At 61.4% G+C, this 17258-nt stretch carries 15 protein-coding genes and 1 other RNA gene; 6 read left to right on the top strand and 10 right to left on the bottom strand.

The features are described from left to right. Positions 1-7 precede the first annotated feature (7 nt). The 10 genes from ftsW to rsmI form a co-directional block, all read right to left on the bottom strand. Positions 8-1243, bottom strand: coding sequence for a putative lipid II flippase FtsW (ftsW, locus tag DVJ77_RS04755; protein WP_114844716.1), 1236 nt, complete (start codon positions 1241-1243; stop codon positions 8-10). A gap of 13 nt (positions 1244-1256) precedes the next feature. Next, positions 1257-2357, bottom strand: coding sequence for a phospho-N-acetylmuramoyl-pentapeptide-transferase (gene mraY, locus DVJ77_RS04750; protein WP_114844342.1), 1101 nt, complete (start codon positions 2355-2357; stop codon positions 1257-1259). Beyond that, positions 2347-3738, bottom strand: a complete 1392-nt coding sequence (locus DVJ77_RS04745) for a UDP-N-acetylmuramoyl-tripeptide--D-alanyl-D-alanine ligase (protein WP_114844341.1) — start codon at positions 3736-3738, stop codon at positions 2347-2349. The genes mraY and DVJ77_RS04745 overlap by 11 nt, the downstream gene beginning before the upstream one ends. After that, positions 3735-5222, bottom strand: coding sequence for a UDP-N-acetylmuramoyl-L-alanyl-D-glutamate--2,6-diaminopimelate ligase (locus DVJ77_RS04740; protein WP_114844340.1), 1488 nt, complete (start codon positions 5220-5222; stop codon positions 3735-3737). The genes DVJ77_RS04745 and DVJ77_RS04740 overlap by 4 nt, the downstream gene beginning before the upstream one ends. After that, positions 5219-7045 carry a peptidoglycan D,D-transpeptidase FtsI family protein gene (locus DVJ77_RS04735; protein ID WP_114844339.1) on the bottom strand — a complete coding sequence of 609 codons (1827 nt, stop codon included), beginning with the start codon at positions 7043-7045 and terminating at the stop codon, positions 5219-5221. The genes DVJ77_RS04740 and DVJ77_RS04735 overlap by 4 nt, the downstream gene beginning before the upstream one ends. Next, a complete protein-coding gene (ftsL, locus tag DVJ77_RS04730; RefSeq protein ID WP_114844338.1) occupies positions 7042-7314 on the bottom strand; it encodes a cell division protein FtsL in 273 nt (90 codons plus the stop codon). Before ftsL ends, DVJ77_RS04735 begins: the two co-directional genes overlap by 4 nt. Next, on the bottom strand, positions 7311-8237 hold the full coding sequence (rsmH, locus tag DVJ77_RS04725) for a 16S rRNA (cytosine(1402)-N(4))-methyltransferase RsmH (protein ID WP_114844337.1): 927 nt from the start codon (positions 8235-8237) through the stop codon (positions 7311-7313). The genes ftsL and rsmH overlap by 4 nt, the downstream gene beginning before the upstream one ends. 77 nt (positions 8238-8314) lie before the next feature. Continuing rightward, the gene (gene mraZ, locus DVJ77_RS04720) at positions 8315-8761 is read right to left on the bottom strand and encodes a division/cell wall cluster transcriptional repressor MraZ (protein ID WP_114844336.1); all 447 of its coding nucleotides are present in this window, start codon (positions 8759-8761) and stop codon (positions 8315-8317) included. Positions 8762-9109: 348 nt separating this feature from the next. Then, positions 9110-9476: RNase P RNA component class A (gene rnpB, locus DVJ77_RS04715), an RNA gene on the bottom strand. Positions 9477-9786: 310 nt separating this feature from the next. Continuing rightward, positions 9787-10620 (bottom strand): 16S rRNA (cytidine(1402)-2'-O)-methyltransferase, encoded by an 834-nt coding sequence (gene rsmI, locus DVJ77_RS04710; protein WP_114844335.1) that lies wholly within the window; start codon positions 10618-10620, stop codon positions 9787-9789. A 106-nt stretch (positions 10621-10726) separates the two neighbouring features. Here rsmI and DVJ77_RS04705 point away from each other — a divergent pair, with 106 nt between their 5' ends. The 6 genes from DVJ77_RS04705 to DVJ77_RS04680 all read left to right on the top strand — a co-directional run bounded on the left by DVJ77_RS04705 (position 10727) and on the right by DVJ77_RS04680 (position 17227). Then, positions 10727-12604 (top strand): penicillin-binding protein activator, encoded by a 1878-nt coding sequence (locus DVJ77_RS04705; protein ID WP_114844334.1) that lies wholly within the window; start codon positions 10727-10729, stop codon positions 12602-12604. Beyond that, entirely contained in the window at positions 12604-12960 is a 357-nt protein-coding gene (locus tag DVJ77_RS04700; protein WP_114844333.1) for a YraN family protein, read from the top strand. The genes DVJ77_RS04705 and DVJ77_RS04700 overlap by 1 nt, the downstream gene beginning before the upstream one ends. 647 nt (positions 12961-13607) lie before the next feature. Further along, complete coding sequence (locus DVJ77_RS21405; RefSeq protein WP_225427818.1) at positions 13608-14177, top strand: hypothetical protein; 570 nt, start codon at positions 13608-13610, stop codon at positions 14175-14177. A 46-nt stretch (positions 14178-14223) separates the two neighbouring features. Beyond that, positions 14224-15198 carry a VirB8 family type IV secretion system protein gene (locus DVJ77_RS04690; RefSeq protein WP_114844332.1) on the top strand — a complete coding sequence of 325 codons (975 nt, stop codon included), beginning with the start codon at positions 14224-14226 and terminating at the stop codon, positions 15196-15198. Beyond that, a complete protein-coding gene (locus DVJ77_RS04685) occupies positions 15198-15965 on the top strand; it encodes a TrbG/VirB9 family P-type conjugative transfer protein (protein WP_114844331.1) in 768 nt (255 codons plus the stop codon). The genes DVJ77_RS04690 and DVJ77_RS04685 overlap by 1 nt, the downstream gene beginning before the upstream one ends. Continuing rightward, the gene (locus DVJ77_RS04680; protein ID WP_114844330.1) at positions 15962-17227 is read left to right on the top strand and encodes a TrbI/VirB10 family protein; all 1266 of its coding nucleotides are present in this window, start codon (positions 15962-15964) and stop codon (positions 17225-17227) included. The genes DVJ77_RS04685 and DVJ77_RS04680 overlap by 4 nt, the downstream gene beginning before the upstream one ends. Positions 17228-17258: the final 31 nt, after the last annotated feature.

The following is a 17258-nucleotide window of genomic DNA, read 5'->3' as shown; positions in this document are numbered from 1 at the left end:
GAAGCACTCATGCCGGCACCGCCTCGCGCGGAGGCTCCGCGACGGCAGTATTCGTGGCAGCCACCGCGGCGGCAGGCATGCGTGTCGCCATCTGCCGTGCGTCCAGCGCCCGATTGATTTCGTAAGTAGCGCGCAACAGCACCCCGGCCATGGCGCAGGTCAGCACGATCGACGAGCCGCCGTAACTAATCAGCGGCAAGGTAAGGCCCTTGGTCGGCAACGCGCCGAGATTGACGCCGATCGAAACCATCGTCTGCATGCCCAGCATCAGCGAGACGCCAAAAGCGACATAGCCGGTGAAACGCTGGCCCAGTTCGACGCCCTTGAGCCCGACGTAGAGACCGCGGCCGACAGCGAGCGCGAACAGCCCGATCACAAACACGATGCCGGCCAGCCCCAACTCTTCAGAGATCACCGCGAAGATGAAATCGGTATGCGCCTCGGGCAAGTAAGACAGCTTCAACACACTCGAACCCAGGCCCACGCCGGTCCATTCGCCACGACCGATCGCCATCAGTGACTGCGTCAACTGAAAACCGTCATTGAATGGATCGGCCCAGGGGTCGACGAACGAGGTCAGTCGGCGCATGCGGTATGGCTCGAACTTGGCCACCAGCCCCAGCAGCCCAACCACCGGCAGCCCCATCAGCACGAGGAAGACCGGACGCGCGCCACCCAGCCAGATCATGCCGATGGTCACGGCAATCATCAGCGTCGCCGAACCAAAGTCCGGCTGCACCAGCAGCAACACCACGAAAGCACCGGCGATCATGATCGGCCGGAACAAACCCCAGAACGTGGTCTCCACGCTCTCGCGATGGCGCACCAGATAGCTGGCGATATACACCACCAGGATCAGCTTCACCGCCTCTACCGGCTGGAAGCTGGTAATCAAGAAGTTGAGCCAACGACGCGCACCATTGATGCGCATGCCGATGCCTGGAATAAACACCAGCAGCAACAGCACCACGGCCAACATCAAAAGGTGGAACGCATACTTTTCCAGCAATTTCATCTCGGTGCGCATGGCCATGCCGGCCAGCACCAGGCCCAAGCTCAGATACAGAATGTGCCGCTTGAGAAAATAGAACGCACTACCGTGACTGGCCGCCACGGCGATCGAACTCGATGCCACCATCACCAACCCGACGCTGGCCAAACCGACGAGCGCGACCAGCAGCGGCAGATCAAAGCTGCCGCGCGGTCCCTGCCGTCGTTTTGCCTGGGTGGTGTCAAAGAGCATGCTCATGATCTCGTCAGCGCACCTTCAACGTGGCAAGGCCGACCAACACCAGCACGACGCTGATGATCCAGAAACGCACAATCACCCGCGGCTCTGGCCAGCCTTTGAGCTCGAAGTGGTGATGGATCGGCGCCATTCGGAAAATGCGTTTGCCGGTGAGCTTGAAGCTCGCCACCTGCAGCATCACCGAGGCGGTTTCCATTACGAACACGCCGCCCATGATGAGCAGCACGATTTCCTGCCGCACGATGACCGCGACGCAGCCGAGTGCGGCACCGATCGCCAACGCGCCGACGTCGCCCATAAAGACTTGGGCCGGGTAAGTGTTGAACCACAAAAAGCCCAGCCCTGCGCCGGACAACGCCGCGCAGAACACCGCCATCTCGCCTGCGCCGGGAATCGCCGGTATCAGCAAGTGTTTGGAGAACTCGGCATGACCGGCCAGATAAGCAAATACGCCCAAGGCACCGGCGACCAGAATCGAAGGCATGATCGCCAAACCATCCAGACCGTCGGTGAGGTTCACCGCGTTGGAAAAACCCACCACGATGAAATAGGCCAGCACCACGAAGAACACACCCATCGGCAACGCGACTTGCTTGAATAGCGGCACGTACAGCGCGGTTTCGACCACCGGCTGCAGATTCACCGCCTGCGGCGCCGTGTAATAAAGAAACAACGCGGCGCCCAGGCCGAACACCGACTGCCAGAAATACTTCCAGCGACTGGCCAGACCGCGACTGTCTTTCAGCACCAGCTTTTTGTAGTCGTCATAGAAGCCGACCGCGCCGAAGCTCAGCAATACCGCCAGCACCACCCATACGTAACGATTGTGCAGGTCGGTCCACAGCAAGGTGGAGATCGTCACCGAAAGCAAAATCATCACGCCGCCCATGGTCGGCGTACCGGCCTTGGCCAGATGCGTCTGCGGGCCGTCTTTACGCACGACCTGGCCCGCCTTCAAATCGGCCAGCTTGCGAATCAGCCACGGGCCGAACAGTAGCGACATCGACAGCGCGGTCAGCGCCGCCATGATGGTGCGGAAGGTGATGTACTGAAATAGATGCAGCGCGGTGAAGTGCCGAGCCATCCAGTCCGCCAGTTCAAGCAGCATCGGATGCACCTCCCGTCTGTTTATGGTTCTCGTCTGACCCGGAAGCAGGCCCGCGTAATGCCGCGACGACCCGCTCCATACCCGCCGAGCGCGAGCCCTTGACCAGGCAGGTGACACCGCCGTGTAGCTGTTTTTGCAGCGAAACGATCAAGGCCGCCTGATCGGCGTAATGCTCAGCCTGCGTACCAAAGGCTTCGACCGTTGCCGCGCTCAGCGGCCCAACCGCAAACAGCCGATCGATTCCGCGCTGATGCGCGCGCGCGCCGATCTGCGCATGCAAGGCACGCGCGCCAGCACCAAGCTCGGCCATATCGCCAAGCACCAGCCAGCGCTCACCCGTCGCCAACGCCAATGTGTCGATCGCGGCGCCGACCGAACCAGGGTTGGCGTTGTAACTGTCGTCGATCAAGGTCCAGCCGCCCGCCATCGACTCGCATTGCAAGCGACCCGTGACCCCTGGCGCCTGCTCAAGGCCGGCGACGATGGTATCCAGCGGCACGTCGAGCGCGAGCGCGATCGCCGTGGCGGCCAATGCGTTGGCGATGTTGTGGCGGCCGGCCAACGGCAAGGCCACTTCGGCATCGCCTTGCGGCGTACTCAGCACGAAGCGCGAACCGTCCACGCGCTGTTCCAAAATATCTGCACCAATATCTGCCTTGTGATCCAAGCCAAAGCGCAGTTGGGTGCGGGTACTGGCAAGTCCGCTGAAAAAGCTGGCGAAGGCATCGTCGGCGTTGATGATCGCCACGCCATCGACCGGCAGTGCCTGATACAGCGCGCCCTTGGTCTCGGCAACGCCTTCAACGCTACCCATCCGCTCAAGATGCGCCGGCGCAATGGTGTTGACGAGACCGACATCGGGCCGCGCGATGGCAGCGAGGTAGGCGATGTCGCCGGGCTTGCCTGCCCCCATCTCAAGCACCGCGTACTGCGTGCCCTCCGGCATTGCCAGCAGCGTCAGCGGCAATCCCAGCTCGTTGTTGTAGTTGCCGGCGTTGACGTGCGTGCGGCCGTGGCGCGACAGAATCGCGGCCGTCAGCGTTTTCACCGTGGTCTTGCCGTTGGAGCCGGTAATGCCGACCACCCGCACATTGCTCTGCGCACGCACGGCGCTGGCCAGATCGCCCAATGCGAGCTGAGTGTCTTCCACCTTGATCTGTGCGATCGGCGCGTCGACTTTGCGCGTTACCAACGCGGCTATCGCACCGTTCGCTGCCGCCTGCGCGACATAGTCATGGCCATCGACGCGTTCACCCTTGATCGCGACAAACAAGTCGCCGGGTTTGAGTTTGCGAGTGTCAATGCACACGCCGCCCACTTCGGCATCGGCACCGTACAACTGGCCGCGTGTCCATAGGGCGATCATCGCCAGGCGCATCATGCGTGCTGCTCCCATATGCGCTCTTCTAATGCTGTATTTGCGACTGCAAGATCGTCGAAGGGCCGCTTACCGGCAGCCCCTTCCTGATAGGTTTCGTGGCCCTTGCCGGCAATCAGCACGACGTCGCCACTACGCGCGAACTGCAAGGCGAGACGGATCGCCGCTTCACGATCGCGCTCGATGGATGCTGCCTCAGGCCGTGTGAACCCAGCCATGATTTGCGCCACGATCACATCGCCATCTTCGCCGCGCGGATTGTCGTCGGTAACAATGGCGACATCGGCCAAGCGCTCGGCGATAGCGCCCATCTGCGGCCGCTTGCCGGCATCGCGTTCGCCGCCACAGCCGAATACGCAGATCAAGCGACCGGCGCAATGCGCGCGCAACGCCGTCAGCGCTTGCTCCAAGGCATCGGGTGTATGTGCGTAATCGACGACGACCAAGGGCGAGCCCTGCAAGCCACCGAGACGATTCATTCGGCCGTTGATCGGCTGCAACACTTCCACCGCGGCCACGATGCGGGAGAAAGATTCGCCCAGCGCACCAAGGCAGGCCACTACGGTGAGCAGGTTATCCACATTGAAGCGACCGAGCAGGCGGCTTTGCAGCGCCTGCGTGCCCCAGGGTGTGCGCAGGGTGAAAGACAGCCCCTCCGCCGAGGTGGTAATGGCCGTGGCAGCGATATCCGCCTCTGCCCTGCCTGCCGCACTCACCCGCAGCGCCGTCGGCCAGCGATGAACCAGCTCGCGACCGAAGGCATCGTCCATATTGACAACCGCAGCACGCAGACCCGGCCAGGCAAACAGCTTGGCCTTGGCGGCGCCGTAGGCTTCCATGCTGCCGTGGTAGTCGAGATGATCGCGGGTCAGATTGGTGAACGCCGCCACGTCGAACGCCACCGCGCCGACACGGCCTTGCTCCAAGGCATGCGAGGACACTTCCATGGCAACGTGGCTGGCGCCTTGCTGGCGGAATGTCCCTAACGACGCTTGCACCTGGATCGCATCGGGCGTGGTGCGCTCGCCTTCGTGGAGCTGGCCGTGCAGGCCCGCGCCCAGCGTGCCGATAGTGGCTGCGCGATGGCCGAGGTGTTCCAGCGCCTGCGCCAGCAATTGCACCGTTGAGGTTTTGCCATTGGTGCCGGTGACACCGATCACCTGCATCGCCTCGGACGGACGGCCAAAGAAGCGCGACGCGATCTCGCCCACCTGGGCATGCAGGCCATCGATCCACAGCACTGGAACATTTAGCTCTGATCCATCCGCGGCATCGGCCGGTGCTTCGGCCAGCACCACGCGCGCACCGCGCTGCACTGCGCCCGCAGCGAATTCGATGCCGTGGCCACGCGTACCGCGCAATGCGAAGAAAGCGTCGCCGGGCCGCACTTGGCGCGAGTCCAGCGACAGGCCCGAAACGACCATATCGCCGGCGCTGGATGCGTCGGCGATACCGTGCAATAGCTGATCGAGACGTTGCCCGCTCATGGTGTCGGGTCCCCGATCGGTGCATCGTCGATGGGCTGATCGGTGGGTGGCTTGCTGCCAGCCAGGCCATTCTCGCCTTGCATAGGCCCACCGGCGTACCAGCGGCCAATGTTGTCCGGCGGCACATCGAGCAGACGCAGTGCGCCCTCCATGACCCGTGCGAACACCGGGCCAGAAACCATGCCGCCGTAGTAACTGCCCTTTTTCGGGTTGTCGACGATCACCACCGCGACCAGACGCGGATTAGAGGCAGGCACCATGCCGGCGAAGGCCGCGGTGTAGCTGTTCTTGGAATAGCCGCCGATCGACGCCTTGTGCGCCGTACCGGTCTTGCCCGCAACGATGTAGTTGGCAATGCGCGCCGTCGTGGCGGTACCGCCCGGTGCGGTCACCGTTTCCATCATCTTGACCACATCGTTGGCGACTTGCGTCGCCACGATGGCTTTCGGCTCGCCGTCCGCACCCTTGATAAAGGTCGGCGTATGCATCACACCGTTGTTGGCCAGCGTGGCATAGGCATTGGCTAGCTGCAGCGCCGTCACGTTAAGGCCGTAGCCATAACCCATGATCGCTTTTTCCAGCGGGCGCCAGTCGCGCCCCACCTTGAGCAGGCCAGACGACTCGCCGGGAAAGCCGCTGCTGGTGCTATTGCCGAAGCCGAACGCGCGGTAGGTGTCGTACATCAACGCCGTGTCGAGCTGCATCGCGATATGTGCCGCGCCGACGTTGCTGGACTTGGTAATCACGCCCGTCGGCGTCAGCACGCCCCAGTTGTGCGTGTCGTGAATATCATGCCCCTGGAAAAACCAGTGACCGCCGCCGGTATCGATCATCGGCGAGGTCGGCGTGTACTTGCCGCTGGAGAGCGCCGCCGTCATCAAGATCGGCTTGATCGTCGAACCCGGCTCCAGCACGTCGGTCATCGCGCGGTTGCGCCGTTGCGAGGCATTGCTGGCGCGCAGCGCATTCGGGTTGTAGGTCGGCAGGTTGACCATCGCCAACACTTCGCCGGTGGGCGCATCGAGGATCACCATCGAGCCGGAATCGGACTGCGACTGCTCCAGTGCGTTCTTCAATTCGTTATAAGCCAGAAACTGGATGCGCCGATCGATACTGAGCGTGAGGTTGCGGCCCGGTTGCGGCTCGCGCACCAGTTCGACGTCCTCCACCACATGCCCCATGCGATCGCGGATGACCCGCTTGGCGCCCGGCTTGCCAGCCAGCCAATCGTCAAAAGCCAGCTCCAGGCCTTCCTGGCCGTGATCGTCAATATTGGTGAAGCCCAGGATGTGCGAAGTCACCTCGCCCGACGGGTAATACCGGCGATATTCGCGCTGGCCGTTGACGCCGGGGATACCTAGATCAAGCACGACCTGGGCCGCATCGGGATTCATCTGCCGACGCAGATACACAAATTCGCGCTCAGAGCGCTGCATCAAGTATTGCTTGATCTCGTCCGGATTGGCGCCCAACGCCCTGGCCAACTGCGGGATGCGATCCTCGCTCTCCAGCACTTCGGACGGGTTGGCCCAAATCGACACCACCGGTGTGGATACCGCCAGCGGCTCGCCATTACGATCAAAAACGGTGCCGCGCGATACCGCGATCGGCATCTCGCGCAGGAAACGCGCATCGCCCTGGTTCTGATAGAACTGCTTGCGCACTACTTGCAGATCAAAGGCACGCGCCACCAGGCCCAACGAGGCCAGACCAAGCACACCGATCACCAGCACCATACGCTTGCGCGTGCTGGCGCCATTGCCGCGGCGGCGGCCCTGGCTCGGTCCGCTCTGCATAGGCGTTGTGCGGTCGCGCCAGCTCATCGGCCCACCAACTGAACATCTTGCGGCTTTGGATTGACCATGCCGATTTTCTGCCGTGCCTCGCTATCGACACGGCGGGGCTCGGCCCAGGTGGCCTGCTCAAGTTCGAGCCTGCCGTATTCGATGTTCAACTCGTCGCGCTGGTTTTGCAGCCGGGTCAACTCGACAAACAGCACACGGCTCTCATGACGCGTCCACACCACCCCGATTGCACTGGCCAGAACGACCCCGAGCAAGAGCAGCAAGAAGATGGCGCCGAGTACCTTCACGATAATTTCTCTGCGACGCGCAACACCGCCGAGCGCGAACGCGGATTGACCGCAAGCTCGGCATCAGAAGGAAACTGTGCTTTACCGACCGCGACCAGCCGTGCCGGCGGCGCCACCTGCGGCGGACCACGGCGGCTGCCTTGCACGCGGCCGGAGTGGTCGCGTATGAACAACTTCACCGCGCGGTCTTCCAGCGAATGAAAGCTGATGATCGACAACCGACCACCAACCTTGAGTTGATTCAACGCGGCGTTGAGCCCTTGCTGCAACGCGTCCAGCTCACCGTTCACCCGGATACGCAACGCTTGAAAGCTGCGTGTGGCGGGATGCTTGCCGGGCTCGCGCCGACCCACCGCGCGTTCGATCAACGCCGCCAACTCACCCGTACGAGTGATCGGGCTTTCGGCACGGCGTTCGACGATAAAGCGGGCGATCTTGCGGCTGAAGCGCTCTTCGCCATAGGTCCACAGCACATCGGCAATCTCACGCTCATCGGCATGCGCCAGGAAATCAGCCACGCTTTCGTCTTGACTGGTATCCATGCGCATATCCAGCGGCGCATCGGCCATGAAGCTGAAGCCGCGCGCGGCCTCGTCCAACTGTGGGGAAGACACGCCGAGATCCAGCAGCACGCCGTCCAGGCCGCCAGCGGTTTCATCCCATTCGGCGAGCGAGGAAAAATTGCCATGCCGAATGGACACGCGCGGATCGGCGGCAAACTCGGCCTGCGCAGCAGCGATGGCCTGCGGGTCGCGATCCATCAAAAGCAGGCGGCCATCCGGGCCAAGACGCGAGAGCACCGCGCGAGCGTGACCGCCGCGTCCAAAAGTGCCATCGAGATAACGCCCGCCTACCTGCACGGCGAGTCCCTCCACTGCTTCACCCAGCATTACCGGGATATGCCGCAACTGCTGCTCGGCCATGCCGCACTCCCGCTCCATTGTTCTTGTTATGCGTCCCACCTGCCGCTCAAGCGTTCCCTGCACCGCTCCATCCGTTGTTACAGATGCAGGTCCGCCATGTCGTCGCTGATTTCGTCCTCGCCGATGGTCTGGCGAATCTTGGCTAAGTGGGCTTGCTCGCTCCAAAGCTCGAACTTGTTGCCCATGCCCAGCAGCACCGCTTTCTTCTCGATGCCGGCCGCGGCACGCTGGCTCGCCGACAACAAGATTCGTGCCGCGCTATCGGGCTCAACCATCGAGGCCGCACCGACCAGCTTCATCTGCAGCGCGCGATGCACGGCTTTGACGCTGGGCAGAGCATTCACTTGGTCGCGTACCCGCTCCCACTCCGCTTGCGGAAACAGCCAAAGGCAGCCCGACTCGAAGGGGTTGTAGGTAATCACCAGACGATTGGCGCAAGCGCCCGCCACCTGCTCCCGATATGCAGTCGGGATAGCCAGGCGCCCTTTATCGTCAACAGTGATGGCGGTTTCGCCTTGAAACACGACCCTATGACTCCACGAAATCCCACGATTTCACACCGGAGCCCACGATAGTCTCGCCCCCTGAGACTGTCAAGGGAATTTTGCTTGTGAATCAATGAGAAAGGCGAAGGTGTGGCAGTATTTCCAGGGGTTTCTTAGAAAGCTACTCAAGGTGTTTGAATGGTGAGGATTTTTTGTGAAAACACATGCCCTCAAAAGCACTCAACCACTCGGCGGCTGGCGGCATTCCAGTAGCGCCTTATATGTACCGATCCATACTCAGACGCACCTCTTGAGCAGACCTCCACAAAACCCCCACAAACCTCCACCGACGCGGCAAGCGCCGTGCCGGTGGAGGCTTCATGAAAAGGGCGGAGTCGGCCTATAAGCCGGGTTCTGTACGCCTTGCGACGCGACAGTCATTCTTCTCGGCCTGGCGTCACCACCAGGCTCCAGCAACCTACCCGGGAACAACGCGGGCCGCGTTATCGTTCCCCTATTTGGTCTTGCTCCGAGTGGGGTTTACCGTGCCACGCGACGTTATCCCCGCGCGCGGTGCGCTCTTACCGCACCGTTTCACCCTTACCACGCACATCCGAAGATGCCGTTCGGCGGTTTGCTTTCTGTTGCACTGGCCGTCAGCTCACACTGCCCAGGCGTTACCTGGCACTCTGCCCTATGGAGCCCGGACTTTCCTCGATACGCTTACGCGCGACGCGACTGTCCGGCCGACTCCGCCAGACATTGTAAGGGATGGGAACGGGGAACGGGGAACGGGGAACGGGGAACGGGGAACGGGGAACGGGGAACGGGGAACGGGGAACGGGGAACGGGGAACGGGGAACGGGGAACGGGGAACGGGGAAAAGCCTAAAAAGCAGAAGCAAAAAAGCAAGAGAAAAAACAAACAAAGATCAAAAAAGAACGCGGATCCGCAATATCCCCTCGAACTTCATGTTCCCCACTCCCTGTTCCCCGTTCCCCGCCTAAAAAAGAACACCGCACCACAACCACCACTCAAGCCGCATGTTCCCCGTTCCCCATTCCCTATTCCCCGCTTCCATATAGCGCCTTACGTGGAGCCCCGCTAATCGCCGCCGCCAACTTGGCCGCCTTTGCCGGCGGCAGCTCCTCGCGCAAGATGGCGAAGACGCGCTGACCTTCAGCCAAACGCTCATCGACCTCCTCGCCACGGCCAGCGACCAGAATCACATGCTCGCCACGCTGCTGATCGGGATCGACAACCACTCGCGCCGCCAGCTCTGCCAACGGCTCGCTAAGCACGGTCTCGAACAACTTGGTCAGCTCGCGCGCCAACACCGCCTCGCGCTCACCGCCAAAGACGTCGCGCATATCGGCCAGACTTTCGGCCACCCGATGCGATGACTCGTAAAAGATCAAGGTCCGCGCATCACCGGCAAGCTCTTGCAGGCGGCTACGCCGCGCCGCGGCTTTCGGCGGCAGAAAACCTTCAAACACGAAACGATCGCTAGGCAGGCCGGCGACGGAAAGCCCGGCAATGGCGGCACAGGCGCCCGGCACCGGCACACAGCGAATGCCCGCGGCGCGCGCGGCGCGCACCAGTCGAAATCCGGGGTCACTAATCAGTGGCGTGCCCGCATCGGAGATCAAGGCCACCGACTCGCCACCTTGCAAACGCCGCACGATGGCGTCGACCGCATCGCGCTCATTGTGTTCATGCAACGCGATCAACGGCGTGGCGATATTGTAATGAAGCAACAATGGCCGGCTGTGACGAGTGTCCTCGGCGGCAATCACCGCCACCTTTCGCAAAGTTTCGATAGCCCGCGCGGAAAAGTCGTCGCGATGGCCGATCGGGGTGGCGACGACCCACAAGCAACCGGGCTGAATAGATGGCATTTTAAGAACCTGTTCGCCACAGAGGTGACGATGCGATCGGCTATGATCGCGCAATTGCCGGCTTAGCCGGTAACGATCATGTCGGTAACGACCAAGGGACCCCGTCATGCGCTTATACCGCGCCGCAGCTATCGGTTTGTTGATTTCGTCTGGATTGACCGGCTGCATACCGCCCACTGTAGAGCGCTCGCCGACTGAGATCGCCACCGCACTCAACGCCGAGGCCATGGCCCGACAGGGTCAGTTCGATCAAGCCGCGCAAGCGTATCTGACGCTGGCGCAACAAGCGCCGGGCCATCGCGACCGCTATTACCTGCTCGCCGCCGAGGCTTATCGTCATGAGGGTGCGCTTGATCGCGCCATGCCCTTGCTGGGCGGGATCAAGCGCAAACAGCTCGATGGCGACGAGCCAGTACGGTTCGACTTGCTACAGGCGGAAGTCGCACTGAACCAGCACGACGCCACGCGCGCGCTTCAACTCACCACCCAACCCACCGTGCCCGTACCGGCTCCGTTGCAATTGCGCCTGCTCGAACTACGCGCTCGCGCCATGGAAGGCAGTGGCGACGCCTGGGGCGCAGCGCGCAGCCGCGTAGAGATGGACGCTCAACTGAGTGGCCTCGATCACGCACAAAATCGCAAGCAGATCCTCGCCCTGCTCAACAAACTCGGCGTAGCTCCACTCAAACAGCGCGCCGCCGCCATGCAGCCAAGCGATCGCATGCTGCCGTGGATCAACGAGGCACTCACTCAGCTCGGTGTGACCGTGGCACGGCCGCAACCCACGCTGGAGCAGCAGGTCGGCACCTTGTTGCCGGGTTCTGACGCGAACGTGCGCGAGGGCTACAAGATGCCCGGCAAAATCGCCCTGCTATTGCCCAGCACCGGCAACTATGCGGCGGCAGGCTCGGCAATCAGCGAAGGCTTCTTTGCGGCTTACGCCGATGCATCGCGCAACCACGCACCACGCCCAGCGGTGCGCGTATACGATAGCGGCGGCACCCCCGCCGGTGCGATCAAGGCTTATCAGCAAGCCGTCGACGAAGGCGCGCAACTCGTAGTCGGCCCACTGACTCGCGGCGAGGTCTCGGCCTTGTTTGGTGTCAATCCCTTGCCAGTGCCGCTGCTTGCACTGAACCACCCCGACGACAAGAGCTTGCCGACCAGCGGCGTCAGTGAGTTTGGCCTGTTGCCGGAAACCGAGGGCGCGCAATCTGCCGATCACATGATCGAACGAGGCATTCGCAACGCCTACGTCATTGTCTCCAGCGAGGACTACGCCCAGCGTGCCGCAAATGCATTCAAGGCAGAACTGGAAGCACGTGGCGGCGCCATCGCCGGCATGGGCAGCCTCGGCGGCAGCGGCGTCAATTACGCCAGCACCATCAATGGCCTCAACGCCGCCAATGCCGGCAGCGATGCCGGCGTGTTCATCAGCATGCGTCCGCAACAAGCGCGCCTGCTATTGCCGCAGTTGAAACTTGCCCGCGTGAATCTGCCGGTGTTTGCCACCTCGCACATCTACGCCGGCGCCGATGACGCCGGTACCAATCGCGATCTTGATGGGGTGGAGTTCTGCGACTCTCCCTGGCTGTTTGACGCCCAGCCCGGCTTGCCCAATCACGACGACATTGCCAATCAACTGCCTGCGGCGCGCGGCATGTCGGCACGTTTGTTCGCCTTCGGCATGGATGCATGGAACCTGGTGCCCTATATCGACTGGCTGCATGAGCATCCGGGCAGCTACTTGCCTGGGGCCACTGGTCAGCTCACTGCCGACCAGTTCGGCCGCGTGCGCCGCGTCATGGTGTGGGCCAAATTTCAGGACGGCCTGGCCCGCCCACTCAACGGCAGCCTACAAATGGATAGCGCCCCCATCATTACCCCACCCGATGGCGCTGCGCCGGCAACCTCGACGCCCACAACGTCCACGCCAACCACGTCCGGCGATGTGCCACCGATCGCCAACGGTACCCATGGCTAATGCGTCTGGCCGGTGCAGTTTTCGAGCAACGCGCCTGTGTAGAGCTCGAACGCGCCGGCCTCAAGCTGCTCGCCCGCAACTACACGACCCGGCATGGTGAGCTGGACCTGGTGATGTGCGAGGGCAATACGGTGGTGTTTGTCGAAGTGCGCTATCGACAACGTGCCAGTCACGGCGATGCCGCCGCTTCAGTCACCCGTACCAAGCAAGACAAACTTATCCGCGCGGCGCAATGGTGGCTCGCCGCCCATGCGCGCTATGCGCAACATGCCTGTCGCTTTGATGTCGTCAGTTATGACGGCCCCGCCGACCATGCGCGAATGGTCTGGTGGCGCAATGCGTTCGAAGCGTTTTAAACACCTCGCTACAAGTTCATATCGCGCATAAAAAACCAACGAAACAATAATGTCATAAAGCTCATCGTCGACCGACAAAGCCATATGGCATAAGGCTCTTTATCGTCTAACGCCCCGCCGAAAATGCTATGCGCGATTTAGCGAATACTTACCCACGACACTCCAATGCAAGTGCCCGATAACATCGATACACAATGCATTTTGTGACTCAGTTATCAATAAAAAGTACAAAAATATCAGTGTTCTACACTGGCAGAATTTATCGCACTGCGGCAGAATCCGCCGCAAGGGACCGGTACCGTCCCTAGGGGCCATGCGAACTTCATTAGGTTACGAATAGGACAGGCGCGTCTTTATGCGCTTGAATATCGTACGTGCATGTAACCGTTTAACAGGGTGTTAGGGCAGCAGTAAAAGGCAGTCTAGACAGGGAGTGGGAATGGAATCGAAATCTAGTACCTTGCGGGCGTTATTACGGCCCGCCATCGCCGCGACGAGACAGGGAGCCATAAGCGGACATCCCGCTGGGTTCGTGCCCGAACTCCTCAAGCAATCACCACCACGCCGAAAAGCGACATTTTTCTAGCTGTGTTGACCTAACGCCTCCGATAACGGAAGGCGTGCTTTTGTGTGCCCAAGGCATTCGCGTGCGCCTCGAAAACTCAGCTTTTCTACGCGAATTAAGCATTCCAATTTCATTTTGTGAGTATGACGTGAAGAAGGTTCTTCTAAATCGAGCCCTTATGGGCGCTTCAATGCTTGTAGCTCTCGCTTTGACGGGATGTGGAACGCCTGCGGCCAAAGACTTTCGCGGCACCTGGAAACCGGTCAACCGATTCCAGGAATCGTCCACGGAAATACCTTTAGCCCAGCCGTATACGTTTTATGCATCGCCGATGGACGGAACGCTAAAAACGATGCTGACGCGGTGGTCGAAAGACACCGGCATGGTGCTTTCGTACCAGCTTCACTCAGATTTCACGCTGTATAAGCCAGTAACCCAGATCCATACGCCGAACATCAAGGCGGCCGCGGCAGAGCTGAGCGCCATCTACGCGGCACAAGGCGTTTCCATCGTGACCAACGAGCGGCAAATTCTGGTGGATCAAGCTAGCGCGTCCAGCTCAGATACGACGCCGGATACAACGCCAGATACAGCGACAAACAAGGAAGCAGCGGGCGCACCGAAGCCCGCCGCGGCAGCGAGTACCCCATGATGAAAACAAGGACCAACGTTGTGATAGCCGATCTGGGTTTTCGCTAATGCTAAAGAAAAAATCCACACAGAAAATTGACGATGCGGTTGCCAAATCGGCCAATTTCGAACTGACCATTGCTGACGTTGCCCGGCGTAGCGAGCGCCGCGCATGGTGGGTAGCCTTTGCCGCTATCGTCGTCGCGCTGATTCTTGCCGGCGGTTACTTCTATATGTTGCCGCTGAAAGAAAAAGTGCCTTACATCGTCATGGCCGATGCGTATACCGGCACCAGCTCGGTCGCCAGGCTCACCGAGGATTTCACCAACCGCCGCATCACCACCAGCGAAGCACTCAATCGCAGCAACATCGCCCACTTTGTACTGGCACGCGAGTCCTATGACGTGGCGATGATTAATTTGCGCGACTGGACCACGGTGCTGACCATGTCCTCGCCCAACGTCGCCGCCGGCTACACCGGCCTGCATTCGCAGGCCAATCCGAACAGCCCGTTCAAGACCTACGGCCGGGAGCAAGCGATACGCGTGAAGATTCTCAGCATCGTGCTGATCGGCGGCGGCCCGAACCTGACGCCGAAGGGGGCTACCGTACGTTTCCAGCGCAGCCTGTACAACAAGCAATCGGGCCTCAGCCGTCCGATGGACAGCAAGCTGGCGACGCTGGAGTTCACCTACAAGCCGAATCTGAAGATGGACGATCAATACCGCATCGAGAATCCGCTCGGCTTCCAGGTCACCAATTATCGAGTGGACAGCGATTACGCGACCTCGCCGCCTGACGAGACTCAAGGTACACCGCTAGACCCATCCGATGCGCAGGACGCGCAGGGAGCACCTCAGCCGAAACCGGTAACGGCGGCAGTTGCGCCCGCGCCAAGCGCAAGTGCCAACGAAGCGCTGCAGCCCGGCGTCGTCGTTCCGCAATCACCCATCCCCGAGCGTGCTGGCGCCGAGGCCGTGCGCCCGGCAGCAGCAGCGCCCTTGCCCGTATCGGGAAGTGCCGCTAAAGGAGCGCGCCGCTGATGAACCGACTAAGCAAACTCACCGTAGCCGGCGTCATATGTCTTACCGCAGCGGGCGTCACGCATAACGCCAATGCGCAAGCCGTGCAGCCGTACGAGTACCAGCCCGATCACATCTATCAAGTGCGCACCGGCCTGGGCATCACCACACAGATCGAACTGAGTCCGAACGAAAAGATTCTTGATTACAGCACCGGCTTCAGCAGCGGCTGGGATCTGACTCGACGCGACAACGTGTTCTATCTCAAGCCGAAGAACGTCGATGTAGATACCAACATGATGATCCGCACGGCGACGCACTCGTACATCTTCGAGCTGAAGGTGGTCGCCACTGACTGGAGGACGCTGGAGCAGGCCCGGCGTGCCGGCGTGCAATACAAGATCGCGTTCACCTACCCCGCCGATACCAGCTTCATGAACGAAGCGAACAAGGCGGCCAAGGTGCCCGAACTCAACACCTCGCTGGTCAAGGATCGCAGCTACAACTTCGACTACGACTATGCGATGCGCCGCAAGACCGCGCCGTGGCTGGTGCCCGTCAATGTCTACGACGACGGGCAATTCACCTACATCAAGATGAGCGACATGAAGCAGTTCCCTACCGGGAACTTCCCCACTGTCTATATGCGCGAACGCGAGCATGGCGAGGACTCGGTGGTCAACACCACGGTCGAGGGCAACACGATCGTTATCCATGGCACGTATCCGTACCTGGTTATTCGTCACGATGACAATGTTGTGGGTCTGCGAAGGAACACCAAAAAGTGAGCTCGAATATCCCAAATCAGCCTGGTGACGGCCCCGCAAACGGGAATCTGCCTCCGCAAGATGCCCATGATCCGCTGGCCGGCAACCCCTATTCCGCGCAGTACCAACAGGCCCCCGCACCCGATCTGGACGCCGCCGCGCCGCAACTGAGGTCGAGCGACTTGCGGCGCATGAATCGCCGCGCGCTGGGCTTCCTGGCCGGCATCATCGCCCTGCTCCTGCTGGCCGCGTTCTGGATGTTCAGGAGCGCGACCGGCGGCCATAACGAGGCCGCGCAGAAACCGCGCGAGGAGACGGTGAACATACCGGAGGCGCCCAAGCCGCAAAATCTGGCGCAGGCAACACCGCGCCTGCCCCAGCCGATACCGCTTGCGCCACCGCCGCCATTACCGACCGTCGAACAGAGAACGCCCGCAAGCATGCCGCAGGGGCCACAGGGGCCGACCCTGGTGCAGCGGCGCATGATGACCGGGGAATCGGCGGCACAGTCTGGTGGACAATATCCCTCCGGCGGCGCGGCGCCCACGGGGCAGCAGAACCCGTATGGGCAGATGCTCGCCGGCATGCCCGGCATGCCTGGCGCAACCAACCCACTGGACGCGCCCCTCCCCGCCAATAGCGCCTATTCGGGCAAGCCCTTGTCGGAGACTTCCAAAGCGGAGCCGCTTATCAGCCCCGACACGCTGATGTTGCGCGGCACGTTTATCCGCTGCGTGCTGGAGACCCGGATCATCACGGATATTCCAGGCTTCACCTCTTGCGTCGTCACGGAGCCGGTCTACTCATTCAACGGCAAACGACTGCTGTTGCCCAAGGGCTCGAAGGTACTCGGCAGCTATGCGATGGAGCCGAACGGCCCGCGCGTCGCCGTGGTCTGGGACCGTGTCGTCACGCCGACCGGCATCGACGTGAATATGTCCAGCCCCGGTGTCGACAACCTCGGCGGCGCCGGTCATCCGGGCTACTACAACGCACATTGGGGCAGTCGTATCGGCTCAGCGCTGTTAATCAGCATGCTTAGCGATGCCTTCAAGTACGAGGCCGCCGAGCACGGACCCAAGAGCACCAACATCAGCAACGGCGGCGTGGTCACGCAGACCCCGTTCGAAAGTAATACGGCCCAGACCATGCAGAACCTGGCCAACCAGGCTGTCCGACGCGCCGCCAGTCGTCCGGCGACGGTAACGATCAATCAAGGCACCGTCTTGAATGTCTATGTCGCCAAAGACGTGGATTTCAGTGGCGTGGTCGCCCGCTTTTAATTGTGACGTCTTAACTGCGATGTCTTAACCG

The organism is Dyella tabacisoli, from assembly GCF_003350925.1.
Classification (GTDB): domain Bacteria; phylum Pseudomonadota; class Gammaproteobacteria; order Xanthomonadales; family Rhodanobacteraceae; genus Dyella_C; species Dyella_C tabacisoli.
This window is presented reverse-complemented; position numbering and strand designations above follow the sequence as displayed.